The sequence below is a fragment of the Pseudactinotalea sp. HY160 genome (assembly GCF_009372055.1).
Taxonomy (GTDB): domain Bacteria; phylum Actinomycetota; class Actinomycetes; order Actinomycetales; family Beutenbergiaceae; genus HY158.
The window spans coordinates 20,885-44,610 of the sequence record NZ_WHMT01000001.1 but is presented as its reverse complement, the minus strand read 5'-3'; the positions used below and the strand labels follow the sequence as shown (position 1 = coordinate 44,610).

Annotated in this window: 24 protein-coding genes; 7 read left to right on the top strand and 17 right to left on the bottom strand. The window is 72.2% G+C overall.

Features of this window, described 5'->3' with window-relative positions; translation table 11 throughout:
- From GCG21_RS00195 to GCG21_RS00175, 5 genes are all read left to right on the top strand, one after another.
- Nucleotides 1–1,482 carry a trehalose-6-phosphate synthase gene (locus GCG21_RS00195; protein ID WP_152817226.1) on the top strand — a complete coding sequence of 494 codons (1,482 nt, stop codon included), beginning with the start codon at nt 1–3 and terminating at the stop codon, nt 1,480–1,482.
- Nucleotides 1,475–2,284, top strand: coding sequence for a trehalose-phosphatase (gene otsB, locus GCG21_RS00190; RefSeq protein ID WP_152817225.1), 810 nt, complete (start codon nt 1,475–1,477; stop codon nt 2,282–2,284). The genes GCG21_RS00195 and otsB overlap by 8 nt, the downstream gene beginning before the upstream one ends.
- Nucleotides 2,285–2,338: 54 nt before the next feature.
- The gene (locus GCG21_RS00185; protein ID WP_152817224.1) at nt 2,339–4,015 is read left to right on the top strand and encodes a DHA2 family efflux MFS transporter permease subunit; all 1,677 of its coding nucleotides are present in this window, start codon (nt 2,339–2,341) and stop codon (nt 4,013–4,015) included.
- 133 nt (nt 4,016–4,148) lie between these two features.
- Nucleotides 4,149–5,273, top strand: coding sequence for an ABC transporter ATP-binding protein (locus GCG21_RS00180; protein ID WP_152817223.1), 1,125 nt, complete (start codon nt 4,149–4,151; stop codon nt 5,271–5,273).
- A gap of 91 nt (nt 5,274–5,364) precedes the next feature.
- Nucleotides 5,365–6,618: a DUF4032 domain-containing protein gene (locus tag GCG21_RS00175; protein ID WP_152817222.1), complete on the top strand. Its 1,254-nt coding sequence runs from the start codon at nt 5,365–5,367 to the stop codon at nt 6,616–6,618.
- 30 nt (nt 6,619–6,648) lie between these two features.
- Here the strand turns inward: GCG21_RS00175 and GCG21_RS00170 are convergent, their stop codons facing one another.
- The 6 genes from GCG21_RS00170 to GCG21_RS00150 all read right to left on the bottom strand — a co-directional run bounded on the left by GCG21_RS00170 (nt 6,649) and on the right by GCG21_RS00150 (nt 11,484).
- Nucleotides 6,649–7,881: a hypothetical protein gene (locus tag GCG21_RS00170; RefSeq protein ID WP_152817221.1), complete on the bottom strand. Its 1,233-nt coding sequence runs from the start codon at nt 7,879–7,881 to the stop codon at nt 6,649–6,651.
- 9 nt (nt 7,882–7,890) lie between these two features.
- Nucleotides 7,891–8,874: a 23S rRNA (guanosine(2251)-2'-O)-methyltransferase RlmB gene (gene rlmB / locus GCG21_RS00165; protein WP_152817220.1), complete on the bottom strand. Its 984-nt coding sequence runs from the start codon at nt 8,872–8,874 to the stop codon at nt 7,891–7,893.
- The gene (cysS, locus tag GCG21_RS00160; protein ID WP_370517173.1) at nt 8,864–10,288 is read right to left on the bottom strand and encodes a cysteine--tRNA ligase; all 1,425 of its coding nucleotides are present in this window, start codon (nt 10,286–10,288) and stop codon (nt 8,864–8,866) included. Before cysS ends, rlmB begins: the two co-directional genes overlap by 11 nt.
- A 73-nt stretch (nt 10,289–10,361) precedes the next feature.
- Entirely contained in the window at nt 10,362–10,847 is a 486-nt protein-coding gene (ispF, locus tag GCG21_RS00155) for a 2-C-methyl-D-erythritol 2,4-cyclodiphosphate synthase (RefSeq protein WP_152817668.1), read from the bottom strand.
- Nucleotides 10,847–10,969, bottom strand: a complete 123-nt coding sequence (locus tag GCG21_RS16920; protein ID WP_255471571.1) for a hypothetical protein — start codon at nt 10,967–10,969, stop codon at nt 10,847–10,849. Before GCG21_RS16920 ends, ispF begins: the two co-directional genes overlap by 1 nt.
- Before the next feature lie 32 nt (nt 10,970–11,001).
- A complete protein-coding gene (locus GCG21_RS00150) occupies nt 11,002–11,484 on the bottom strand; it encodes a CarD family transcriptional regulator (protein WP_152817218.1) in 483 nt (160 codons plus the stop codon).
- Between the two features lie 193 nt (nt 11,485–11,677).
- On the opposite strand from GCG21_RS00150, the gene GCG21_RS00145 reads away from it, so the two are divergent.
- Nucleotides 11,678–12,160 carry a hypothetical protein gene (locus GCG21_RS00145; RefSeq protein WP_152817217.1) on the top strand — a complete coding sequence of 161 codons (483 nt, stop codon included), beginning with the start codon at nt 11,678–11,680 and terminating at the stop codon, nt 12,158–12,160.
- 52 nt (nt 12,161–12,212) lie between these two features.
- Here the strand turns inward: GCG21_RS00145 and GCG21_RS00140 are convergent, their stop codons facing one another.
- Nucleotides 12,213–12,923, bottom strand: a complete 711-nt coding sequence (locus GCG21_RS00140) for a response regulator transcription factor (protein ID WP_152817216.1) — start codon at nt 12,921–12,923, stop codon at nt 12,213–12,215.
- A complete protein-coding gene (locus GCG21_RS00135) occupies nt 12,920–14,089 on the bottom strand; it encodes a cell wall metabolism sensor histidine kinase WalK (protein ID WP_228760067.1) in 1,170 nt (389 codons plus the stop codon). The genes GCG21_RS00140 and GCG21_RS00135 overlap by 4 nt, the downstream gene beginning before the upstream one ends.
- A 205-nt stretch (nt 14,090–14,294) precedes the next feature.
- Between GCG21_RS00135 and phoU the strand changes: the two genes are divergently transcribed.
- Entirely contained in the window at nt 14,295–14,951 is a 657-nt protein-coding gene (gene phoU, locus GCG21_RS00130) for a phosphate signaling complex protein PhoU (RefSeq protein WP_153877194.1), read from the top strand.
- 83 nt (nt 14,952–15,034) lie between these two features.
- Here phoU and GCG21_RS00125 read toward each other — a convergent pair whose 3' ends face one another.
- The 9 genes from GCG21_RS00125 to GCG21_RS00085 all read right to left on the bottom strand — a co-directional run bounded on the left by GCG21_RS00125 (nt 15,035) and on the right by GCG21_RS00085 (nt 23,726).
- The gene (locus GCG21_RS00125) at nt 15,035–15,772 is read right to left on the bottom strand and encodes a phosphoglyceromutase (RefSeq protein ID WP_152817215.1); all 738 of its coding nucleotides are present in this window, start codon (nt 15,770–15,772) and stop codon (nt 15,035–15,037) included.
- 88 nt (nt 15,773–15,860) lie between these two features.
- Nucleotides 15,861–16,805 (bottom strand): beta-propeller fold lactonase family protein, encoded by a 945-nt coding sequence (locus GCG21_RS00120; protein ID WP_152817214.1) that lies wholly within the window; start codon nt 16,803–16,805, stop codon nt 15,861–15,863.
- 28 nt (nt 16,806–16,833) lie between these two features.
- A complete protein-coding gene (locus GCG21_RS00115; protein ID WP_152817213.1) occupies nt 16,834–17,166 on the bottom strand; it encodes an Lsr2 family protein in 333 nt (110 codons plus the stop codon).
- A 188-nt stretch (nt 17,167–17,354) separates the two neighbouring features.
- Complete coding sequence (locus tag GCG21_RS00110) at nt 17,355–17,537, bottom strand: hypothetical protein (RefSeq protein WP_152817212.1); 183 nt, start codon at nt 17,535–17,537, stop codon at nt 17,355–17,357.
- Between the two features lie 2 nt (nt 17,538–17,539).
- Complete coding sequence (lysS, locus tag GCG21_RS00105) at nt 17,540–19,054, bottom strand: lysine--tRNA ligase (RefSeq protein WP_370517172.1); 1,515 nt, start codon at nt 19,052–19,054, stop codon at nt 17,540–17,542.
- Nucleotides 19,055–19,068: 14 nt separating this feature from the next.
- Nucleotides 19,069–19,548, bottom strand: coding sequence for an aspartate 1-decarboxylase (gene panD / locus GCG21_RS00100; protein ID WP_152817211.1), 480 nt, complete (start codon nt 19,546–19,548; stop codon nt 19,069–19,071).
- Nucleotides 19,545–21,410, bottom strand: coding sequence for a pantoate--beta-alanine ligase (gene panC / locus GCG21_RS17130; protein WP_152817210.1), 1,866 nt, complete (start codon nt 21,408–21,410; stop codon nt 19,545–19,547). Before panC ends, panD begins: the two co-directional genes overlap by 4 nt.
- A gap of 64 nt (nt 21,411–21,474) precedes the next feature.
- On the bottom strand, nt 21,475–23,244 hold the full coding sequence (locus GCG21_RS00090; protein ID WP_152817209.1) for a PH domain-containing protein: 1,770 nt from the start codon (nt 23,242–23,244) through the stop codon (nt 21,475–21,477).
- Nucleotides 23,241–23,726, bottom strand: coding sequence for a PH domain-containing protein (locus GCG21_RS00085; RefSeq protein ID WP_152817208.1), 486 nt, complete (start codon nt 23,724–23,726; stop codon nt 23,241–23,243). Before GCG21_RS00085 ends, GCG21_RS00090 begins: the two co-directional genes overlap by 4 nt.

Genomic DNA, 23,726 nt, shown 5'->3' with positions numbered 1-23,726 from the left:
ATGCATGATTCACAGGAGGGTCCGGCTCAGGAGTTCGTGGTGGTCGCCAACCGCCTCCCGGTGGACGTCTCGGTCGACGAGGACGGCACGATCTCGTGGATCCGGGCCCCCGGGGGGCTGGTCACGGCGCTCGCCCCGATGATGCGGTCGGGCGGCGGCGCGTGGGTGGGCTGGTCCGGGTCGGCGGATCTGGAGCTCGATCCGTTCACCGACGACGGCATCGCGATGACCCCCGTGCCGCTCAGCGCCGCCGAGATCGAGGAGTTCTACGAGGGCTTCTCGAACGCGACGCTGTGGCCGCTCTATCACGACGTCATCGTCGATCCGGAGTACCACCGCGAGTGGTGGTCGGTGTACCGGACCGTGAACGAGCGGTTCGCGGCGGCGGCCGCGGCGGTCGCGGCCCCGGGGGCCACGGTGTGGGTGCAGGACTACCAGCTGCAGCTCGTGCCGGCACTGCTGCGCTCGGCCCGACCCGACCTGCACATCGGGTTCTTCCTGCACATCCCGTTCCCGCCGATGGAGTTGTTCGGGCAGCTGCCCTGGCGCCACCAGGTGCTCGAGGGGCTGCTCGGCTCGGACCTCATCGGCTTCCAGCGCTCGGGGGACGCCGCGAACTTCCTGCGATCGGTGCGCCGCTTCACCGCTCATCCCGTGCGCGGGCAGAACGTCTCGATCACCACCCCGTTCGCGAACCCGGGCCGCACGATCCGCGCCGGCGCGTTCCCGATCTCGCTCGATTCGAAGGCCTTCAATCAGCTGGCGAACCGGCCCGAGACCATCGAGCGGGCGCGGCAGATCCGCCGCGACCTGGGTGATCCGCAGGTGCTCCTGCTCGGCGTGGACCGGCTCGACTACACCAAGGGCATCCGGCACCGGATCAAGGCGTTCGGGGAGATGCTCGCCGAGGGCGCCATCGGCAACGGCGAGGCCGTGCTCGTCCAGGTCGCGAGCCCGAGCCGGGAACAGGTGGCCGAATACGTGCAGCTGCGCAGCGAGGTCGAGGAGATGGTCGGCCGCATCAACGGCGATCACGCGGAGATCGGCCGACCCGTCATCCACTACCTCCACCACTCCTATCCCGCCGAGGAGATGGCGGCGATGTTCCGGGCGGCCGACGTCGTGCTCGTGACCGCCCTGCGCGACGGCATGAACCTCGTGGCGAAGGAGTACGTGGCGGCGCGCAGCGACCTCGACGGCGTGCTCGTGCTCTCGGAGTTCGCCGGCGCCGCGGACGAACTCACCTCCGCGCTGCAGGTGAATCCGCACGACATCGAGGGGATGAAGACCACGATCCTGTCGGCCATGCGAATGCCACGCGAGCAGCGCCGCCGCCGCATGCGCGCCCTGCGGCGGCGGGTGCTGACCAACGACGTCGCCCACTGGGCCCGTTCCTTCCTCACCGCCCTCGCCCATCAGGGCGGCCTCAACCAGGCCCCGCTGCCGGGGAGCCGCACGGACGTGGAGGCGCGCGATGAGTGACGGGCCCCTCGCCCCGGACCTGCTCCGGGCCCTCGCGGACTTCGCCCGGCGCCCGCGGGTGCTCGTCGCCCTCGACTTCGACGGCTGCCTCGCACCGCTCGTCGAGGACCCCGCCCGCGCGCGGCCCACGGAGCGCGCGGCGGCCGCGCTCGCCGAGTTCGGGCGTATGGACGACGTCCACCTCGCCCTGGTCTCGGGGCGTCCCGCCGCCGACCTGGTCACCCTCGCGGATCCCCCGGCGGGCACGCGGCTCATCGGCAGCCACGGCGCCGAACGCGCCCGGCTCGAGGGCGTCGGCGTCGCGCACGAGCCCTTCACCCTGACCGACGCCCAGCGGGAGCTGCTCGAGCGGGTGAGTGCGGCGGCCGAGGAGATCGCCGCCGGCCATCCCGGCGCGTGGGTCGAGCACAAGCCCGCCGCCGCGGTGCTGCACACCCGCCCGCTCGCCCCCGGGCCGGCGGCCGCGGCGACCGCTGCGGCCCTCGCCGGCCCGGCCGGGCTGCCCGGGGTTCATCCGATCCGCGGGAACCAGGTGGTCGAGCTCGCCGTCGTGCCCTCGACCAAGGGCGGGGCGCTGGTCGCGCTCCGCGCCGAACTCGCCGGCGACGGGGACCCGCTTCCGGTGCTCTACGCCGGTGACGACGTGACCGACGAGACCGCCCTGGCGACCCTCGGCGACGGCGACGTGGGGATCAAGGTCGGTGCGGCGGAGTCGGTGGCCCCGTATCGGGTGGCGGGCCCCGAGGAGTTGGCGAGTGCGCTCGCCGTCCTCGCCCGCGAGCGCGGGGGACGGCCCGCCTGACGCCGACGCCCCCGGTTGCTGACGCCGTGTCAGCTCCGGCGTAGGGTATCTGACATGACGTCACTTCGATTGCGCGGTCGCGATCACCCGGTCCCCGCCCTCGAGGGGCGGCGGCGCTGGCTCGCCCTGACGATCCTCGCCGCGGGGGTGGCGATGATCGTCATCGACGGCACGATCGTCAACGTCTCCCTCCCGGTGCTCATCCGCGACCTCGATCTCGACCTGACCGACGCCGAGTGGGTCAACTCGATCTACACGCTCATCTTCGCCTCGCTCCTGCTCACCACGGGCACGATCGGCGACCGCTACGGGCGCCGGCGGGTCTTCGCCGCCGGCGTCGTCGTGTTCGTGGCCGGATCGCTGTGGGCCGGCTTCGCGACCGGCGGCTCGAGCCTCATCGGCGCCCGCGCGCTCCAGGGCCTGGGCGGGGCGGCCATCCTGCCGAGCACGCTGTCGGTGGTCAACGCCCTCTTCCGCGGCCGCGACCGCGCGATCGCCTTCGCCGTGTGGGGCTCGGTCATCGCCGGCACGGCGGCCGTGGGCCCGCTCCTGGGCGGATGGCTCACCACGGACGTGAGCTGGCGCTGGATCTTCTGGGTCAACCTGCCCGTCGGTGCGGCCATCCTCGCCGGGATCCTCCTCGTCATCCCCGAGACGCGCGACCCGAATCCCGGGCGAGGGTTCGATGTCACGGGCGTGGTGCTGTCGGCGATCACCTTCGGGGGCCTCGTGCTCGGCCTCATCGAGGGGAACAGTTACGGATGGTGGGTCCCGCGCGGCGACTTCCACCTGGCCGGCCTGTCCTGGTCCCTGCCGCTCTCGATGCCCGCGACCGCCCTCCTCGTGGCCGCCGCCTCCCTCGTGGCGTTCATCGCATGGCAGCGCCACCGACGGGCCGCGGGACGGGCTGCCGTGGTCGACCTCGCGCTCTTCCGCCACCGGTCGTTCGGCCTCGGCAACGCGGCGGCCCTCCTCGTGGCCCTCGGCGAGTTCGGGATGCTGTTCGTGCTGCCGCTCTACCTCCAGAACGCCCTGGGATTGAGCGCGATGGGCGCCGGCTGGGTGCTCGCCGGCCTCGGCGCCGGCGCCTTCGTCGCCGGTGGGATCGCCGGCCCGCTCGCGCGTCGGATCACGCCCGCCGGCGTGGCGAGCGTGGGCCTGGCCATCGAGACCGTCGGCCTGGTCCTCGTGGCGCTCGTCGTCGGCCCCGCCACGTCCCCCGCGCTCATCGCGGTGCTGCTCGCCGGCTACGGCATCGGCCTCGGGTTCGCCTCGGCCCAGCTCACCGGAACGATCCTGAGCGAGATCCCGCCGGCCCGTTCCGGGCAGGGGTCGGCCGTCCAGTCCACGACCCGGCAGCTGGGCTCGGCCCTCGGGGTGGCCGTCCTCGCCTCGATCCTCTCGGCGTTCGCCACCTCCCGCGCGGCCGGCTCGCTCGCCGGTATCGACGGCGTGGGTGCCGCGCAGGCCGCCCGGCTGGAGTCCTCGCTCGGCCCCTCGGCCGGGGGCGTGCTCGGATCCCTCGACCGGCTCGGTCTGCCCGCCGCCGCGCAGGACCAGGTGCACGGCGCGTTGACGGCGGCGTTCTCCGCCGGCGTGCAGTCGACCATGCTCGTGGCGGCGATCGCGCTGGCCGTCGGGTTCGCGGCCACGCTGTTCCTCCCGCGGATCCACGGCGGCGAGGCCGGGGACGGGACGGGCGGGGAGCACACCTCCGATCCCAGAAGGTGAGCGCGGTCACCGCCGATCCCGGCGCGTGTGGCACACTGGTCGGCAGCCCGGGGAATCGGGCCGTGTCAGAGAGTTCTGGCACCTTCACAACGGATCGTCCGGCACGTACCTGCCGGTGAAGGGACATACCCCCATGGCTTCAGTCACGTTCGACGCCGCCTCTCGCATCTACCCGGGCACCGAGCGCCCCGCGGTGGACGCCCTCGACCTCGAGGTCTCCGACGGCGAGTTCCTCGTCCTCGTCGGCCCCTCCGGCTGCGGGAAGTCGACCTCCCTGCGCATGCTCGCCGGCCTCGAGGACGTGAACGCCGGCCGCATCCTCATCGGCGACCGCGACGTCACCGACGTCCAGCCCAAGGATCGCGACATCGCGATGGTCTTCCAGAACTACGCGCTCTACCCGCACATGAGCGTCGCCGACAACATGGGCTTCGCGCTCAAGATCGCCGGCATCAACAAGGCGGAGATCCGCCAGCGGGTCGAGGAGGCAGCGAAGATCCTCGACCTGAGCGAGTACCTCGACCGCAAGCCCAAGGCCCTCTCGGGCGGTCAGCGCCAGCGTGTGGCGATGGGTCGCGCGATCGTTCGCCAGCCGCAGGTGTTCCTCATGGACGAGCCCCTGTCGAACCTGGACGCCAAGCTCCGGGTGCAGACCCGCACGCAGATCGCCTCCCTCCAGCGCCGGCTCGGCGTCACGACCGTGTACGTGACCCACGACCAGACCGAGGCCCTGACGATGGGCGACCGGATCGCCGTCCTCAATTTCGGCGTGCTCCAGCAGGTCGGCACCCCGCGCGACATGTACGACCGCCCCGCGAACACCTTCGTGGCCGGCTTCATCGGCTCCCCCGCGATGAACCTCGGCAAGTTCAAGGTGGCCGAGGGCAAGGCGCACCTGGGCGACGCCCACGTCCCGCTGCCGCGGGCGACGGTCGATGCCCTGACCCCCGAGGACGAGGGCAAGATCATCCTCGGCTTCCGGCCGGAGTCGCTCGACGTGACCTCCGAGGGCACCGAGGGCGCCTTCCCCGTGCGGGTGAACCTCGTCGAGGAGCTCGGCTCGGACGCGTTCCTCTACGGCGAGCTGGACTCGAAGGACGCCGCCGAGCACATCACCTCCGGCGCCGGCGACGCCCAGATGATCGTGCGCGTCAACCCGCGCACGCCCCCGATGAAGGGCGACCGCGTCTGGGTGAAGATCCGCGAGGGCGAGTCGCACATGTTCTCCGCGGGGACGGGTGAGCGTCTCCCCAACTGATCGAGCGCGTTCGACGGCGGGGCGGGCCCATGGCCCGCCCCGCCGTCGCGTTCACCCGACCGGGCGGGCGCGCCGTGGGAGACTTGGCCCCATGCCCGCTCGCCTCCAGATCACCGTGGCCCAGCCCGACCCGGCGCTGTTCGAGTTGCCCTGGGAGATCCCGCTGGCGGAATGGCCGGAGGACATCCTCGCGGCACTCCCCCGCGGCATCTCCCGCCACGTCGTGCGATTCGTGCGGATCCCCGGCGGGGTCATCGCGATCAAGGAGATCGGCGAGACCGTCGCCTACCGGGAGTACGAGCTCCTGCGCGACCTCAACCGGCTCGAGGTGCCCTCGGTCACGCCCGTCGGCGTCATCGGCGGCCGGACCGCCCCCGACGGCTCCCCGCTCGACTCGGTGCTCATCACCCGGCACCTGCGGTTCTCGCTGCCGTACCGGGCGTTGTTCTCCCGGCATCTCACCCCGAACATGGCGACCCGGCTCATCGACGCCCTCGCCGTTTTGCTGGTGCGCCTGCACGTGACGGGCTTCTACTGGGGTGACGTCTCCCTGTCGAACACGCTCTTCCGCCGCGACGCCGGCGAGTTCGCCGCCTACCTGGTCGACGCCGAGACGGGCGATCTGCACGACACGCTCACCGTGGGCCAACGCGAATACGACCTCGAGATCGCCCGGGTGAACATCATCGGCGAGCTCATGGATCTCGACGCGGGCGGCGTGCTTCCCGAGGGCACCGACACCGTCGCGATCGGCGACCGGCTCGCGGAGCGATACCAGGAGCTGTGGCGGGAGCTCACCGCGCCCGAGTCCTTCTCCGGCAGCGAGCGGTGGCGGGTGACCGCGCGGATCCGACGCCTCAACATGCTCGGCTACGACGTCGGCGAGCTGACCATGACGGCCGACCTCGACGGCACGACCGTGAGCATCCAGCCGAAGGTCGTCGACGCCGGCCACCACCACCGGCGGCTCATGCGCCTGACCGGCCTCGACGTGCAGGAGAACCAGGCACGCCGGCTCCTCAACGACATGGACACCTTCCGGGCCGCGAAGGACCGGCTCGGCGACGACGAGGAGTACGTGGCCCACGACTGGCTCACCGACGTCTTCGAGCCGGTGCAGCGGATGATCCCGCGGGACCTGCGCGGCAAGCTGGAGCCCGCCGAGATCTTCCACGAGATCCTCGAGCACCGGTGGTTCATGGCCGAGAACGCCGGCCACGAGGTGTCCCTGTCCGACGCGACGCGCTCCTACGTCGACTCGGTGCTGCGGCATCGGCCGGACGAGGAGGCGATGCTCGAGCTCGACACGGCGACGCTCCGGGCGATCACCGACACCGAGCACTGACCCCCGCGGGCACGGGCCGATCGGTGCCGGTCAGTCGCGGCCTCGGCGCAGCAGCGGGGAGGCCGCGATCGCGAGGTTGACGGTCGCATCGGTCAGCAGGACCGCCCCGAGGACCCCGGAGATCACCCCGAGCGCGCCGCCGCGACGGGCCCGGCGGATCGCCAGCGCGCCGAGGACGGCCTCGGCCACGGCGAGCGACGGCGTGAGCCAGGACTGCCGGGCCGGCAGCACGACCTCCTCGGTGAACGTCTCGGCCGCATCGAACACGGTCTCGGCCCGCAGCCGCATCGCCTCGGCGCGCTGGCGCATGGCCTCGGCGGTCTCGGTCATCGTGACCGACGCCCCGCTCATCGCCCGCCGCAGGCTCTCGACCAGGGTGTCCGGGTCGACCGGCGTCACCTGCTCGAGTTCGCCGGCGGCGCGATCGTGCACGAGGAAGGCCGCCGCGTCCGCCGGGAGCCCGAGCGCGGCGAGCAGCCGGGCCGGACCGGCGTCCACGCCGTCGAGGGCCGTGCGCACCCCGAGCGGCTCCGCCGCCGGGAAGAGCCGCATGAGCCGCCCCACGAGCGCGCCGGTGCCGATCACCGTGTCGAGGAAGGCCCGCACGCCACCGAGCGCGTCGCCCGAGACGTCGGGCACCTCGGTGACCTGGACGTCCCACGTGTGCACGTGCGCCGACCCGTCGACCGTGACGGCCGTGAGCGCCGGGAACGCGGCGCCCTGCTCGATCACGAGCGCGGGCCGGAGAGCGCCGGGCCACTCGACCGCGGTGAGCGCCGGGCCGTCGGCCACGAACACGAGTTGCCCGTCGAGGTGTTCGCGGGTGTACACCCGCTGGTCGACGGCCGTGGCCAGGTCGATGACCCCGGCCGCCCCGGTGCGCGCGAAGATGACGGCGCGGTCCGGGGCGTAGGCCGCATCGACGTCGAGATGCTGGTCGAACGGGTCCGGCCCGGCGGCCCCCTGCTCGGAGTCCTCCGCCCGGCCCGCCGCCTCGGCGAAGCCGACCTCGCCGTGGACGTCGTCCGCGATCGCCTGTGCGAGGTCCGCCACGGCGGGCCCCGGCACGATCCGTCGCCCGTCCTCGCTCAGGATGGCGACCCGGTCCGCCTCGTCGACCGCGACGGTCACGAGCACGGAATCGGGGGCCTCCGGATCGGATTCGATCCGTGCCAGCACCTGGGCGCCATCGAGGAAGCCGGCGGCTCGGACGGCCTGGCCGGTCTTGGAGATGACGATGCCCGTACTCCGTCGCCAGTTCATCCCGCCACCTTACCCAGCCTGCCCTCCGGCGGCCCGTTCCCGGCGGCGGGCCACGTCGTACAGCGTGATCCCCATCGCGACGGAGGCGTTGAGCGACTCCATCCGGGCGGCGATCGGGATGCTCACCACGAGATCGCAGGTCTCGCGCACGAGCCGGCCCAGCCCCGCCCCCTCGGAGCCGAGCACGAGCACCAGCGGCTCCTCCGCCAGGTGGAACTCGGGCAGGGTCGTGTCACCGCCCGCGTCGAGTCCGACCACGAAGCAGCCGGCTCGCTTGAAGTCCTGCAGGGTGCGCACGAGGTTCGTCGCCCGCGCCACCGGCAGCCGCGCGGCGGCCCCGGCGGAGACCTTCCACACGGTCGGGTTGACCCCGGCCGACCGCCGGGCCGGCACGATCACCCCGTCGGCGCCGAATGCCGCGCCCGAACGCATCGCCGCCCCGAGGTTGTGGGGGTCGGTCACCGAGTCGAGCGCGATGAACAGCGGGGTCCGGCCGGCCCGGAGGGACTCGTCGAGCAGGTCGCCGGGGTCGGCGTACTCGTACGGAGGCACCTCGAGGGCGATGCCCTGATGCACGCCGCCGGCGATCCGGTCGAGGTCGGGGCGCCCCACCTGCCGGATCGGCACGCCGCCGGCGCCGGCGAGCTCGAGGCACTCCGCCACGCGCTCGTCGGAGTCGAGCCCGGAGGCCACGAACAGCGTGGTCGCGGGGAGCTCCGCCCGGAGCGCCTCGAGCACGGAGTTGCGCCCGGTGACGACACCCTCGACCCGGTCGCGTCGCTCCGGTGCCCGCCGCTGCTGCTGCTGCTGCTTGGCGACGAGCCGGTCGGCGGCCTGCTTGCGCCGATGGGCCGCGTGGTAGACCCGGTCCTCGGCCTTGGGCGTGGGCCCCTTGCCCTCGAGCCGCTTGCGGCCGTGCCCGCCCGTTCCCTGGCTCGGCCCCTTCTTCTTCGGTCGACCGCCGCCGCCGGGGCGCTGCTGATTACCGGCCATGATTCCTCTTCACCGTCCATCGGGCCCCCTCGGGCCCGTCCTCGACCACGACCCCGGCCCGAGTGAGCAGGTCGCGTAGTTCGTCGGCTCTCGCCCAGTCCCGCTCGTCCCGGGCACGGGCCCGGTCCGCCAGCACGGCCGAGACGAGCACCCCGAGGGCCTCGTCGCCGCCGCCACCGCTGCGCCACCGCGGTGCGAGCGGGTCCAGCCCGAGCACGTCGAGCATGGCCCGCACGCCGAGCGCGCGTCGACCGGCCTCGGGGCCGCCGGGGCCCGCGAGGGCGGCGTTGCCGAGACGCACGTGTTCGTGCACGATCGCGAGCGCCGCAGACACGTTCAGGTCCTCGTCCATCGCGGCCACGAACTCCGCCGGCAGGTCGACCTGCGCCGGTTCGGCCGCGGCGACGGCCGGATCGAGCTCGGCGGCGCGCGCGGTGAAGCCGGCGATGCGCTCCCACGCGGCGGCGGCACCGGCCATCGAGGCACCCGGCGTGAACTCCAGGGTGGAGCGGTAGTGAACGGCGCTGAGCGCGTACCGCAGCACGACGGGCGGCCCGTCCTTGAGCACCTCGCTCACCGCGAGCGCGTTCCCGAGGGACTTGCCCATCTTCTCGCCGCCGACCGTGACCCAGGCGTTGTGCATCCAGGTGCCCGCGAAGTCCCAGCCGGCGGCGCGCGACTGCGCCTGCTCGTTCTCGTGGTGCGGGAACCGCAGGTCGAAGCCGCCGGCGTGGATGTCGAAGGCCTCGCCGAGATAGCGGTGGGCCATGGCCGAGCACTCGAGGTGCCAGCCCGGCCGGCCGCGGCCGTACGGGGTGGGCCACGCCGCGGTGGCCGGCTCGCCGGGCTTGGCGGCCTTCCAGAGCGCGAAGTCCCGCGGGTCGCGCTTGTCGCCGGGCACGTCGGCCTCGTCCTCGCCGGCGAGGCTCTCGAGGAGCTGATGGGTCAGGCTGCCGTACTCGCCCCACGAGCGGACGTCGAAGTACACGTTGCCCGGGTCGCCGACGTACGCGTGCCCGCGTTCGATGAGCCGGCCCATGAGTTCGATCATCTCCGGCACGTGCCCGGTGGCCCGCGGCTCGTACGTGGGCCGCAGGAGGCCGAGTGCGTCGTAGGCGGCAGTGAACTCCTGCTCGTGCCGGTACGCCCACGCCCACCAGTGGGCGCCGGCCTCGGCCGACTTCGTCAGGATCTTGTCGTCGATGTCGGTCACGTTGCGGATGAAGGTGACCTCGTACCCGCTGCGTTCGAGCCAGCGGCGCGCGATGTCGAACGCGACCGCCGAGCGCAGGTGCCCGATGTGGGGGGAGGACTGCACGGTCGCCCCGCACAGGTACATGCCCACCCGCCCGGGCTGGCGCGGCACGAAGGCACGCGTGGTCCGAGATGCGGAGTCGTAGAGATGCAGGGTCACCCGCGTGAGCCTATCTTCCCGGAGGCCGCTCGCGCGTCGGCGTGCGCCTCCTCCCAGCGTCCGGACGGCGCGACTAGCCCGCGGGGGCGAGCAGCAGGGCCGTGGCGATCGCCGCCAGCCCCTCGCCCCGGCCCGTGAAACCGAGCCCGTCGCTCGTGGTTCCGGAGACGGAGATCGGGGCGCCGGCGGCCGCGCTCAGCACGTCCTCGGCCTCGCTCCGCCGGGCGGCGATCTTCGGGCGGTTGCCGACGATCTGCACGGCGGCGTTGAGGATCTCGAAGCCCGCGGCGCGCACGCGGCGGGCGCTCTCACCGAGGAGGGCGGTGCCCGCGGCGCCCGCCCACTCCGGTTCGGCCGCGCCGAAGTTGCTGCCGAGGTCGCCCAGGCGGGCCGCGGAGAGGATCGCGTCGGCGAGGGCGTGGGCGGCGACGTCGCCGTCGGAATGCCCGTCGAGCGCCGGGGCGTCCGGGAACGCGAGGCCGGCGAGCGCCATGCCGAGGCGGCCCTCCGCCTCGAAGGTGTGGGCGTCGGTTCCGACGCCGGTGCGCAGCCGCTCCATCATGACCGATACCCCGCCGCCGACATGGTCTCGGCGACCATCGGGTCCTTCGCGGTGACGATCTTCATGGCCTGGTCCTCCCCGGGCGCGACGACGATGACTTCGTGCGAGAACTCTTCCACACGCGCGGCGTCGTCGCTCGTGGCCGTGAGGATCAGGAGGCGAGGACCTCGTCGAGGCGCGCCTCGGCCTGCTCCTCCTCGGTCTTCTCGGCGAGCGCGAGCTCGGAGACGAGGATCTGGCGTGCGCGGGAGAGCATCCGCTTCTCGCCGGCGGACAGGCCGCGGTCGGCGTCGCGCCGGGAGAGGTCGCGGACCACCTCGGCGACCTTGATCACATCACCCGAGGCGATCTTCTCGACGTTCGCCTTATAGCGGCGCGACCAGTTGGTCGGCTCCTCGGCGTAGGGGGCGCGGAGCACCTCGAACACCTTCTCGAGCCCCTCCCCGTCGACGACGTCACGGACGCCCACGAGGTCGCAGTTCTCGGCGGGCACCTCGATGGTCAGGTCCCCCTGCGCCACCTTCAGCCGGAGGTAGAGCTTCTCCTCACCGCGAATCTTCCGCTTGGAGATCGATTCGATGAGCGCCGCACCGTGATGCGGGTAGACGACTGTCTCGCCAACACTGAAGGTCATGAGGTTGCACTTCCCTTTCGCCGACGCTCAGTTTACCACGCACCTGAAAAGGGTTTCCATGCAGATCGGGGGCGGGCCGGGCACACATCGGGCACACATCGGGCGCAGATCGGCGGCGCAGGGATGCCGGCCGGGCGGGCCCGAGGCGCTAGGCTGGGCCGTCAGTAGGCCCCTGTCATCCAAGGAGAGTTCTGTGCCCAGCCGCCTTCGCCGTCTCGCCACCGCCGGCGCCGTCCTCGCCGTCGCGGCCGGGTTGAGCGCCTGCTCGCCGTACGAGACCCTCCTGCCCGTCGACCCGAGCGACGGCGTGACGGAGCTGCTGGACAATCAGATCCGCGCCACGAACATGCTCGTGCTCACCACGGCCGAGGGCAGCCCGGGCACGCTCATCGGCTCGCTCACGAACCTGACGGAGGAGGCGACGCAGGTGCAGGTGCAGGTCGGCGCCGCGGCGCCGGTGCTCGTCGACGTCGACGCGAGCCAGACCATCTACCTCACCCCGAAGTCGGTCGGCTACGGCACGTCGACCTCGTTCGACTTCAAGGTCGGGGCCGTCGACGCGCCCCCCGGGAGCACGATCGGCATCTCGATCGCGACGCCGCAGCGAGGCTCGATCCTCGTCACGGCACCGGTCCTCGACGGCACCCTCGAGCCCTACGACCAGTTCCTCCCCTGATCGGTCTCGCCCGCCCCAGCCGGGGTAGCCGGCCCCGACTGCCTCGACGGGCCTAGTCGAGCGAGCTGCGCAGCTTGTAGCCGACGCCGCGTACGGTCACGAGCGCGCGGGGCTGCTTCGGGTCGAGTTCGACCTTGGCCCGCAACCGCTTGACGTGGACGTCGAGGGTCTTCGTGTCGCCGACGTAGTCCGAGCCCCAGACCCGGTCGATGAGCTGACCGCGCGTGAGCACCCGGTCGGGATTGCGCAGCAGCAGCTCGAGCAGCTCGAACTCGCGCAGCGGCATGCTCACGCCCTGCCCGTCGACGGCGACCAGGTGCGCGTCGGTGTCCATCGAGATCCGGCCGGCGACGAGCACGCCGTCCTCGGGCTCCTCGCCCGCCGGCTGGGAGCGCTCGCCCGCCTCCCCCTGTCGCCGCAGCAGCGCCCGGATGCGGGCGAGCAACTCCCTGAAGGAGTAGGGCTTGGTCACGTAGTCGTCGGCGCCGAGCTCGAGCCCGACCACCTTGTCGATCTCCTCGTCCTTGGCCGTGAGCATGATGATCGGCACGGTCGAGCGGGCGCGCAGTTCCCGGCACACCTCGATCCCCGAGAGTCCGGGCAGCATGAGGTCGAGGAGCACGAGGCCGACGTCGGCGTCGAAGGCCTCGAGCGCCTGCGGGCCGTCGGCGACCGCCACGACCTCGTAGCCCTCGCGCCCGAGCTGATAGGCGAGCGGGTCGCGGTAGGAGGCCTCGTCCTCCACCAGCAGGATCCGGGTCATCGTTCTCCTCGGGTATTCGGCGCCGGGTCCACCGCGGACTCGGGCAGACGCAGGGTGAAGGTGGAGCCGCGACCGACCTTGGACCAGACCCGCACGTCGCCGCCGTGGTTCGCGGCCACGTGCTTGACGATGCTCAGGCCGAGGCCGGTGCCGCCGGTGTCGCGGCTGCGCGCGGGGTCGCCGCGGAAGAACCGCTCGAAGATCCGGGCCACGTCCGCGGAGTGGATTCCCGCCCCCTGATCGATGACGGCGATGCTCACCGTTCCCACCGGGTTTCCGCCGGTGGCGCGTGAGCCGTGCGCCGCCTTGGTCACGACGCTGATCGGGGCCGCGGGCGGCGAGTAGCGCAGGGCGTTGTCGAGCAAGTTGCGCACCGCCATGGTCAGGAGGCTGCGGTCGCCGCGCACGTGCAGCCCCGACACCCCGCCGATCGTGATCTCGGTGCCCTGCTCGCGGGCGTCGACGGCCACGCGATCGACCGCCTCGGCGATCACCTGGTCGAGCTCCACGTCCTCGACCGCCAACGAGACGTCGGGCGCCTGCACCCGCGAGAGCACGATGATCTCCTGCACGAGATCGGCCAGTCGGCGCGCCTCGATCGTCATCCGGGCGGTGAAGCGGCGAACCGCCTCCGGGTCCCCGGCCGCGTCGTGCACGGTCTCGGCCAGCAGCGACAACGCCCCCACCGGGGTCTTGAGCTCGTGCGAGACGTTGGCCACGAAGTCGCGGCGGACCTCCTCGAGGCGTTTCGCCGCGGTCCGGTCCTGGGCGAGCAGGAGGACCCGGGAGCGCGAGAGCGGGGTCGCCCGCGCGTCGAAGACGAGCTCGGGGCCCTGGGCGCGGGCGAGGGCGATCTCGGTGGCGACCGTGCCGCCGTCGCCGCGCGCCCGTTCGATGAGCTCGAGCGCCACCGGGCTCAGGCGGTCTCCGCGCACGAGTCCGAGCGGGTACGCGTCGGGACTCGCACGCAGGACTCGGCTGTCCGCGTCGAGCAGCACCGAGGTCGCGGGCTGGGCGGCGAGCACGGCCGCGACGTCGTCCTCGGAACCGGTGCCCCCGAGCGCGGGTCCGTGCAGGGAGCGGTCGCTCCACTGAAAGGCGAGCGTGCCCACGACACCCACGAAGAGCGCGAGCAACGCCACCCCGATGAGCTCCAGTTCTTCCACAGCTGCCACAGTAGAGCCCGCAGGGCGGTTCCGGCGCCTCCCCGGTCCCCGGTCGCCCAGTGTTCACGTTCCCGGCGCGCCGTGTTCATCCCGGGCTCATCGACGGTTCACGGTCGATTCATTGCCGGTTCACGGCCGGATGGGATCATGGGGGCTCACCAGTGCTCCGGCTCGGGCCGGGCCCCCCAGGAATGCGAGGCGAGCAGTGCGCGCGATCTTCACCCAGGAACTGAGCCAGGTCGGTGACGACCTGGTCTCGATGAGCCGTCAGGTGGCCACGGCCATCACCGACGCGACGACAGCGCTGCTCGAGGGGGACCTGGAGCTGGCCGAACGGGTGATCGACGCCGACGCGGCGGTGGACGAGCTGGAGCGGGAGCTGGACGAGCGCTGCGTCATGCTGCTCGCCCGGCAGCAGCCCGTGGCCTCGGACCTGCGCCTGGTCGTGTCCGCGCTGCGGATGAGCTCCTCGATCGAGCGGATGGGCGACCTGGCGCGGCACGTGGCCCAGGTCGCGCGGCTGCGCTACCCGAACGTCGCGATCCCCGAGACCGCCGTCCCGGTCTTCCACCGCCTCGGCGAGGCCGCGAAGCGGGTCGCGGGCGACGTGGTCGAGCTGCTCGAGTCCCACGACCTCTCGCTCGCGCTGCGCGTGGAGCGCGACGACGACGTGCTCGACCAGCTGCACCTCGACACGTTCCGCCTGACCCTCGCGCAGAACTGGCCGGGGACCACCGCAGAGACCGTCGACGTGACCCTCACCGCCCGCTTCTACGAGCGGTTCGGCGACCACGCGGTCAACGTCGCCCGACGGATCCAGTACCTCGTGACCGGCGACTTCAACTCCGGCGTCGACGACTGACGCCCGAGGAATGAGAACGGGGCCCCGCCGATCGGCGGGGCCCCGTTCGCGTCCGGGCGCCCGTGGGCGTCCGGGGAGGGTGGCTACTTGCCCTGGTTGGCCACGGCGGCGATGGCGTCCTTGGCGGCCTCCGGGTCGAGGTAGGTCCCGCCGGGGATCACGGGCTGAAGCTGCTCGTCGAGCTCGTAGACGAGCGGGATCCCGGTGGGGACGTTGAGACCGGCGATGGTCGCGTCGTCGATCCCGTCGAGGTGCTTGATGATCGCGCGCAGCGAGTTGCCGTGGGCGGCCACGAGCACGGTCTTCCCGGACTTCAGATCGGGCACCACCTCGCCCTCCCAGTAGGGCAGGGCCCGCTCGAGCACGTCCTTGAGGCACTCGGTGGCGGGGATCGGCTCACCGGCGTAACGGGGGTCGGAGTCCTGGGAGAACTCCGTGCCCGCCTCGATCGCCGGCGGCGGCACGTCGTACGAGCGGCGCCAGGTCATGAACTGGTCGTCGCCGAACTCGTCGCGGACCTGCTTCTTGTCCTTGCCCTGGAGGGCGCCGTAGTGGCGTTCGTTCAAGCGCCAGCTGCGCTTGACCGGGATCCAGTGCCGGTCGGCGGCGTCGAGCGCGAGGTTCGCCGTGGTGATCGCGCGCCGCAGCAGGGAGGTGTGCAGGACGTCCGGGGTGAGGCCGGCCTCCGTGAGCAGCTCGCCCCCGCGTGCGGCCTCCGCGCGACCCTTCTCCGAGAGCGGTACGTCGACCCAACCGGTGAAGAGGTTCTTGGCATTCCATTCGCTTTCGCCGTGGCGAAGCAGTACGAGCGTGTAGGTCATGCCCCTAGTGTGCACCACGGGCGCCACCGGGTTCGGAGCCGGCCACGGATCGGAACGGTGCGGCGATGCGACCGCCGGGCGGGATCGCTCAGCTCTCGGCGAGCACGCACATCGGCGAGGCGATCTTCACGGTCCGCTCGACGGGCCCCAGCTCGAGCCCCTCACGGGCTCGGATGAGCGGGTGCCAGGCCACGGCGTCCGCGCGTTCGCCGGCGACCACGAGGTGGTCCCCGACCACGGCGTGGTGGCGGGGCCAGGCGACGGTGGGAACCTCCTGCAGCAGCCGCAGGTCGTCCGCGGCCAGGACCGAGAGGGTGTTCGAGCCGCGCACCCCGACGACGAGCCGGTCCCCGACGGCCTCGACGTGAGCCGCGTAGTGGGCCCCCCGGGCCGCGGCGACCGGTCCCCGGGCGCGGACCTGCCCGCGGCCGGCGTCGACGTCCCACTGCAGCGCCAGGATCTCCCCGCTCAGCTCGCCGGTGACGACGAGATCCCCGCCCACGCGGGCGAGGTGGCGCGGGCCCGTCCCCGGGGGCAGCCGGGTGAGGACGGGATCGTCGTCGGGCCTGCCCGCGGCCAGCGGATAGGCCCGCAGTTCGTCGGTGCCGAGATCGGCGACGACGAGATGGTCGCCCACGACCATGCTGAAGTGCGCGTGCGAGCACTCCTGCCGGTCGGTCACGGGACCGGTTCCGTCGTGGGGTAGATCCACGATCGCACCGGTGAAGTCGCCGGTGTCGGTCACATCGATGGCCCGCACGGTGCCGTTGCCGTAGTTGCTCGCGTAGATCCACCCGCCCGGGTGTCCACTCAGGTGGCACGGTGAGGCGCCCCCGCTGCCGATCGAGACCGGCTCCCCTGGAATCCCGAAGCGAACCACCTCGCCTGCGGCGATCTCACTCACGGCGTAGTGGTGCCCGCGGTGGATGAGCAGGAAGGTGGGCCTCGGCCAGGTCAGCTCGGTGCGTGCCGGATCACCGAGGCGGTAGACCTGCCATTCCCCGGTCCCGATCAGCAGCGACGTATCAGTCATCGGCTCGTGGCGACCCGATTCGACCTCGTCAGCGGTTGCGCTGTTCGTAGGCCTCGCGAATCTCGGCCGACACGCGGCCGCGGTCGCTCACCTCGTAGCCGTTCTCGCGCGCCCAGGCACGGACCGCCGCGGCGTCCGAGGCGGAACGCGGAGCGGCCGCACGGCGGCCGCCACGACGAGCACCGCCGGTGGCCCGACGCGCGTGGCTGACCCACGTGCTGAACGAGTTGCGCAGTTCCTGCGCGTGCTTGTCGTTCACGTCGATTTCGTACGACACGCCGTCGACCGAGAACGAGACCGTCTCGGAGGCATCGGAGCCGTCAATGTCGTCGATGAGGTAAACACGTACCTTCTGAGCCATGGTGATACTCGCTTTCGTTAGGCACACGGCACTTCTCTGGCAAATGCCATTCTGCCAAACTTATCCTTAACATGCCACACCACACCCGGATCGCTTGTATGGGTACTTCTCCCCATGTCCGCGCTGCGCGAACCGGCCGGCATCACGGCGGCGGCCCGCCCGCCGTCATTGATACCGCTCGCGTCGTGCTACTCGGGTCGGCCCGGCGGGGGCGTGGCCGGCGGATTCGCATTGATACGCCGTTCCACCTCGGCGTCGATCTTCGCCTGCGCGGCACGTTCACGGCGATCGGCCGTGAGGAAGATGCGCATGAGCAGATAGAACAGCAGGCCGACCCCGATGGGTGGTGCAAGGGCGATGACGATATCCATGACTACCGCGGTTTCACGAGGGGGAAGGTGATCGTTTCGCGGATGCCGAGGCCGGTGAGAGCCATGAGGAGCCGGTCGATCCCCATGCCCATACCGCCCGACGGGGGCATCCCGTGTTCCATTGCTTCGAGGAAGTCCTCATCGACGTTCATCGCCTCGACATCGCCGCGCGATCCCAGGCGCGCCTGGGCCTGCAGCCGCTCTCGCTGGATCACCGGATCCACGAGTTCGGAATAGGCGGTGGCGAGTTCGAAGCCCCGCACGTACAGATCCCATTTCTCCGCCTTGCCCGGCTCGCTCCGGTGACCGCGGGTGAGCGGAGAGGTGTCCTCGGGGTAGTCCATGACGAAGGTCGGCGCGTGCAGGTGGTCGCCCACGAGATGCTCCCACAGCTCCTCCACCACCTTGCCCGGGATCGCGATGTCGTGGTCGATCTCGAGTCCGAGCCGCTCGGCGTGCCCGAACAGCTCCGGCAGGCCGGTCCCCGGGGTGATCGTCTCGCCGAGGGCCTCCGACAGCGAGTCGTACAGGCTCAGTCGTGTCCACTGCCCGCCGAGGTCGTAGGCGGAGCCGTCGGCCAGCGTGACGGTGGTGCCGCCGAACAGGTCCCGGGCGGCCCGCTGCACGAGATCCTGGGTGAGATCGGCCATCGTGTGATAATCGCCGTACGCCTCGTACGCCTCGAGCATCGCGAATTCGGGCGAGTGGGAGGAGTCGGCGCCCTCATTGCGGAAGTTGCGGTTGATCTCGAACACGCGCTCGACACCGCCGACGACCGCCCGTTTGAGGAAGAGTTCCGGGGCGATCCGCAGATACAGGTCGATGTCATAGGCGTTCATGTGCGTCTCGAACGGACGCGCCGCCGCCCCACCGTGCAGCGTCTGCAACATCGGCGTTTCGATCTCGAGGTAGTCGCGATCGTGGAAGTTGGCCCGCAACGATCGCATGACGCCGGAGCGGACACGCACCATATCCCGAGCGGCGGGGCGCACGATGAGGTCGAGGTATCGGCGTCGCACCCTGGATTCCTCGGAGGATTCGTTGTGCAGTGTCGGCAGCGGGCGCAATGCCTTGGCCGCGAGCCGCCACCGATCGGCGAATACGCTCAGCTCGCCGCGGCGGGAGGAGATGACCCGGCCGTGGGCGAAGAGGTGATCTCCCAGGTCGATATCGCTCTTGAAGGAGGCGAGCGCCTCGGGGCCGACCCCGGCCTGGGAGAGCATGACCTGCAGGTGGTGGCCCGCACCGTCCTGAAGCGTGGCGAAACACAGCTTCCCGGTATTGCGCACGAAGACGACCCGGCCCGCGACGCCGACCTCGTCGGCCGTCTCCTCACCGGGCTCGAGGTGACCATATCCCTCGCGTACCGCCGCGATCGTCGTGGTCACCGGAACGGCGACCGGATATGCCTCACCGCCCGCATCGAGAATGCGCCGGCGCTTCTCGAGGCGCACCTGGAGCTGTTCGGGCAGGGAGGCCTCGGACGAGGCGGTCTGGGAGGAGGGCGAGGCAGTCACGGTGTCGATTCTACCTAGCCGATCGGATCCGGCCGCCGGCGCGGGTCGCGTGCGACCGCGGCCCGGCCCTCGGCGATCGGCAACCCGCTCCGCTCGAGCCCGTAGCCGCCGGGCACCCGGCTCGGGTCGTCCGAGCGCTCGACGATCCGGTTGTCCCGGTCCACGAACACCACGTGCGGCTCGTAGTCGCGGGCCTCGGCATCGGCGATCATCCCGTAGGCGATGATGATGACCACGTCGCCCGGGTGCACGAGGTGCGCGGCGGCGCCGTTGATGCAGATCTGGCCGCTGCCCCGTTCCCCGGCGATGACGTAGGTGGTGAGCCGGGACCCGTTGGTCACGTCGACGATGTCGACCTGCTGGCCGACGGGCAGATCCGCGGCCTCGAGCAGTTCGGCGTCGATCGTGACCGAGCCGACGTAGTGCAGGTCGGCCTGGGTGACGGTGGCGCGATGAATCTTCCCGACCATCATCGGGCGCATGAGCGAGGTCATGAGAGGTCCTGTTCCTGCCGGGGCTCCTCGCCCCGGCCGATGAGCGCGTTGTCGATGAGCCTGACCCCACCGACCCGCGCGGCAATGATAATCAACCCCGCCGGGTGCCCCGACGAGGCGCCGGGCGGGAGGGGCTCCATCGTGTCCGGGTCCACGAGCGCGAGATAGTCCGGCTCGACGAGGGCCGAGCGTGCCGCGAGCGCCTGCTCGGCGGCGGCGAGCACCGCCTCCGACTCGGCGCCGGCGTCGGCCGCCGCGACGGCCGCCGCCACGGATCGGGAGAGCACGAGGGCGGCCCGACGTTCCTCGTCCGAGAGGTGGGTGTTCCGGCTCGAGCGGGCGAGCCCGTCGGCCTCGCGCACGATCGGCACGGCGACGATCTCCACGTCCAGGTCGAGATCGGCCACCATGGCCCGGATGAGCGCGAGCTGCTGGGCGTCCTTCTGCCCGAACAGCGCCAGGTCGGCCCGGGTGAGCGAGAGCAGCTTGTGCACGACGGTGAGCATGCCGTCGAAGTGCCCGGGTCGGGCCGCCCCCTCCCAGCGCCGGCCCGCCTCCCCCGCGCTCACGCGTACCCGCGGCTCCCCGCCGGGGTACATCTCGCCGACGCTCGGCGCGAACACGAGGTCGACCCCGCCGGCCCCGGTCAGCGCGGCGAGGTCCGCATCGAACGTGCGCGGATAGGTCTCCAGGTCCTCGCCCGCGCCGAATTGGAGCGGGTTGACGAAGATGGTCACCACGACCTCGTCGGCCAGTTCCCCGGCGCGCCGCACGAGCTCCAGGTGGCCGGCGTGCAGGGCGCCCATCGTCATGACCACGGCGCGTCGCCGCCCGTCCTCCGGGAGCGCCGCGCGCAGGTCGTCGATCGTGTGGACGACGCGCATCGCCCCGCGTACCCGGGTGTCCGCGGGCGCGGGGGCGGCCGCCGGGCCGGCCGCGTGGCCGCCGTCCGCGCCGGCCGGGGGCGTGAGCACGTCGAGCAGGGCCGCCGCCCGGCGCTCGTCGATCCGACCGGTCGCCAGCGCCCGCGTGGTCGTCGCGCGGGCGAGCGCGGTGTAGCTGGGCAGGACGTCGGCGACCTCGGGCCCGGTGAGCCGCGCCAGCCGGTCGAGGTGGTCGGCGACGGTCCCGGCGTCGCCCCTCGAGACCGGACCGGTGAGCGCCTGGTCACCGCCGCGCAGCGCCCCGTCGAGGGCGGCGGTCATGAGCGGGGTGAGCAACGCGCCGCCGTCCGCCACGCCGGCGGCCGCGAGGGTGCGGACGGCCTGGCCCGTGAGGGTCACGAGGTGGTTGGCGCCGTGGCTCAGGGCGGCGTGATAGAGCACCCGGGCGTCGTCGTCGAGCACGACCGGCTCACCGCCGAGCTCGACCACGAGCGCCTGGGCGATGGGCAGCACCGGGGTGGGCGCGCTCACCGCGAACGGGGTGCCGACGAGCCGGGCGAGGTCGACGGAGGTGCCGGTGAAGGTCATGGCCGGGTGGATCGCCAGCGGGATCGCGCCGGCGGCGAGCGCGGGTGCGAGCACCTCGGTGCCGTACCGGCCCGCGCAGTGCACCACGAGCTGGCCGGCGTGGAACCGGCCGAGGTCGGCCAACCCCCGCACGAGCGGGGCGAGGTCGTCGTCCGGAACGGTGAGGAACACGAGTTCGCTGCGCGCGACCACGACGTCGGCCGGTTCGACCGGCACGCCCGGCAGGAGCGCGTCGATCCGGTCGAGCGTGTCGGGGCTGGCTCCGCTCACCGCCACGATGCCGTGGCCGCAGGCCCGCAGGGCGTTGGCGAGCACGGCGCCGACACGGCCCGCGCCCACGACGCCGATCCCGAGGCGCCCGGGCCGGGTCCGGGGTGGATCGGTGCTCATGAGGTCATCGGGGTTTCGTCGGGCTCATCGGGGCTCATTGGGGCTCATTGGGGCTCATCAAGACTCATCGGGGTTCATCGGGGGAGGCCACGGGTGCGGTCGCAACGGTGGTTGCCGGCGGGTCGGCTGTATCTGCCGTATCTGCCATATCGGCCATATCGGCCATATCGGCTGTGCCCGCGGTATCCGTGGAACGCCCGCCCGCGTCGTCCTCTTCCCCGATCGTGACCGGGGTCTCGGCACGCTCCGCGTGGGGCCGCTCCATCCAGCGTTCCGGGCCGGCCGAGACCCGCGCGGCCCGGGCACGGGCCGACTGCTCGACGAGGAACCGGGAGGCGTCGGCCGAGTCGAGGTGGGCGAGCGCCGGGGAGATGGTGCCGGGCGTGGAATGCACGGCCACGTTCACGAGGTCGAGCCGGCGTTCGATGGGGCCCTGATCGAGTCCGAGGGATTGGATCCGGGCGTTCGGCACGATGGTCAGCGACCGCCAGACCCGGCCGGTGCGCAGTAGCACGGCCGTATCGGTGGCCCGGTAGCCGTTGCGGCGCCAGACGAGCGGGTCGATGAACCGGGCCCGGCGCGGGGTGGTCACGAACCCCTCGGCCGGTCCGCTGCCGCGGAGGGCGGCGTCGATCACGGCCAGCGGATCCTCGACGCCCAGATCGGGCAGCACGAGCGAGAGCAGGAGGGCCGCGTCGTCCTGGGTGGCGACCGGGTAGAGCACGGGCTGGTTGACCGACCCCTCGGTCACGGAGTCCCCGGCGACCGTCACCGCCACCCGCCACCAGTTCTTGCGCCGCCACAGGATCGGCTGGGTGAGCTGCAGCGCCTGCACGCGCCCGGGGGGAACCGTGCGCGAGGTCGTCGCGAGCATGCCGTAGCGCAGGCGGATCCCGTCCGGCGAGGTGGCCACCCGGAACCCGAACTGGCCGTTGAGCCGCGCCCACGCCATGCTGCCCACGGCGAAGATCGGCACGATGAACGAGAACACGACCGAGGGGTTCCGCGTGACCACGGCCACACCGAGGAGCACGATCACGGCGACGACGCCGAGCACGAGCCCGAGCGAGCGGAGGAGCGATCCGGCCAGCCGTCCCGCCTCGAGCTCGAGCAGCACGCTCTCGGGTGCCTCCTGCGCTACGGCGGGCGGGGCGCCGTCGTCCTCACTCAGGTCCAGACCGGCGGCGCGGGCGAGGATCTCGTTGCGGAGCCGGTGCCCTTCCGCATCGGTGACGAACGCGAGGGTGAGGCTGCTCGCCGACGTGCCCGCGGAGGTCACCTTGACGGCGGCGAAACCGAAGGCCCGGGCCAGCAGCGGATGATTGATGTCGACCGACTGGATGCGGTCGAGGCGCACGTGCCGCTGGCTGCGGAAGAGCACGCCCTGGTGCAGGAAGAGCGACTCGTCGTCGAAACCGTAGGCGAGTCGGCGCCAGGCGATGTAGTTGTACACGAGCCCGATGAGCGCGGCGAGCACGATCACCCCGAGCACCAGGAGCAGCACCTGCACCCCCGGCAGGTCGGCCCCCTCGAGGTTCTGCGCGCCCTGCCAGGCGGCGAAGGCGATGAACGCCGCGGCGACCTTCCAGGCGTTGAGCAGGGGCGTGACCCGGTGCACGCGGCGCCAGTCGACCTCGGGGCGGACCGCCTGGGGCTGCTGCGAACGCTGCGCGGGCGGCCGGGCAGGCTCGGACAGGTGGACGGGCCGGGCCGGCTCGATGGGCCGGGCCGGCTCGATGGGCCGGGTCGGCTCGATGGGCCGGGTCGGCTCGATGGGCTGAGACGGCTCGGGCGAGCCGGCTCCCGGGCGGTCGGGAGGAGGCGTCGAGGTCACAGACCCGCCAGCATGCTCTCGCTGCGGCGGGTGAGCCGGTCCCGCAGCCGGGAGGCCTCCGCCTCGGGCACGCCGGGGATCTCGGCGTCGGAACTGGCCGAGGCGGTGTGCAGGGTGATCGTGGCGATGCCGTTCTTGTGTGCGACCGGCCCGGCATCCACCTCGATGTACTGCATGCGCCCGTAGGGCACGAGCGTGAGAGTGCGGAACATGATGCCCTTGCGAATCGCGAGTTCATCGTCGAGTTCGGCGTACCCGATCGCCGGTACCTGCCGTGGCACGAGCCACAGCAGCCAGGCGAGCAGCAGCGCGATGACCCCCGGCACGATCCAGAGCCACCCACCGAAGACGACGCCGAGCACGATTCCGGCAAGGAGCGGGATGCCGAGGCTGATGAGGCAGATCCAGACGCGGACCGTGATGAGTCGCCGGGAGACGCTCACCCACGTGGCACCGTCGAGGTCGAAGGGGGAGGAAGTCAT

Bases quoted from the DNA above. Each gene is read 5' to 3' on its own strand.
- GCG21_RS00150 (WP_152817218.1), bottom strand. From the start codon at position 11,484: ATGACCTTCAGTGTTGGCGAGACAGTCGTCTACCCGCATCACGGTGCG.
- GCG21_RS00185 (WP_152817224.1), top strand. From the start codon at position 2,339: ATGACGTCACTTCGATTGCGCGGTCGCGATCACCCGGTCCCCGCCCTC.
- GCG21_RS00170 (WP_152817221.1), bottom strand. From the start codon at position 7,881: ATGAACTGGCGACGGAGTACGGGCATCGTCATCTCCAAGACCGGCCAG.
- GCG21_RS00175 (WP_152817222.1), top strand. From the start codon at position 5,365: ATGCCCGCTCGCCTCCAGATCACCGTGGCCCAGCCCGACCCGGCGCTG.
- GCG21_RS00180 (WP_152817223.1), top strand. From the start codon at position 4,149: ATGGCTTCAGTCACGTTCGACGCCGCCTCTCGCATCTACCCGGGCACC.
- panD (WP_152817211.1), bottom strand. From the start codon at position 19,548: ATGACCTCGCTCATGCGCCCGATGATGGTCGGGAAGATTCATCGCGCC.
- GCG21_RS00110 (WP_152817212.1), bottom strand. From the start codon at position 17,537: ATGGATATCGTCATCGCCCTTGCACCACCCATCGGGGTCGGCCTGCTG.
- GCG21_RS00115 (WP_152817213.1), bottom strand. From the start codon at position 17,166: ATGGCTCAGAAGGTACGTGTTTACCTCATCGACGACATTGACGGCTCC.
- GCG21_RS00195 (WP_152817226.1), top strand. From the start codon at position 1: ATGCATGATTCACAGGAGGGTCCGGCTCAGGAGTTCGTGGTGGTCGCC.
- ispF (WP_152817668.1), bottom strand. From the start codon at position 10,847: ATGGAGCGGCTGCGCACCGGCGTCGGAACCGACGCCCACACCTTCGAG.
- panC (WP_152817210.1), bottom strand. From the start codon at position 21,410: ATGAGCACCGATCCACCCCGGACCCGGCCCGGGCGCCTCGGGATCGGC.
- rlmB (WP_152817220.1), bottom strand. From the start codon at position 8,874: ATGGCCGGTAATCAGCAGCGCCCCGGCGGCGGCGGTCGACCGAAGAAG.
- GCG21_RS00125 (WP_152817215.1), bottom strand. From the start codon at position 15,772: ATGACCTACACGCTCGTACTGCTTCGCCACGGCGAAAGCGAATGGAAT.
- GCG21_RS00085 (WP_152817208.1), bottom strand. From the start codon at position 23,726: ATGACTTCCTCCCCCTTCGACCTCGACGGTGCCACGTGGGTGAGCGTC.
- otsB (WP_152817225.1), top strand. From the start codon at position 1,475: ATGAGTGACGGGCCCCTCGCCCCGGACCTGCTCCGGGCCCTCGCGGAC.
- GCG21_RS00140 (WP_152817216.1), bottom strand. From the start codon at position 12,923: ATGACCCGGATCCTGCTGGTGGAGGACGAGGCCTCCTACCGCGACCCG.
- GCG21_RS00120 (WP_152817214.1), bottom strand. From the start codon at position 16,805: ATGACTGATACGTCGCTGCTGATCGGGACCGGGGAATGGCAGGTCTAC.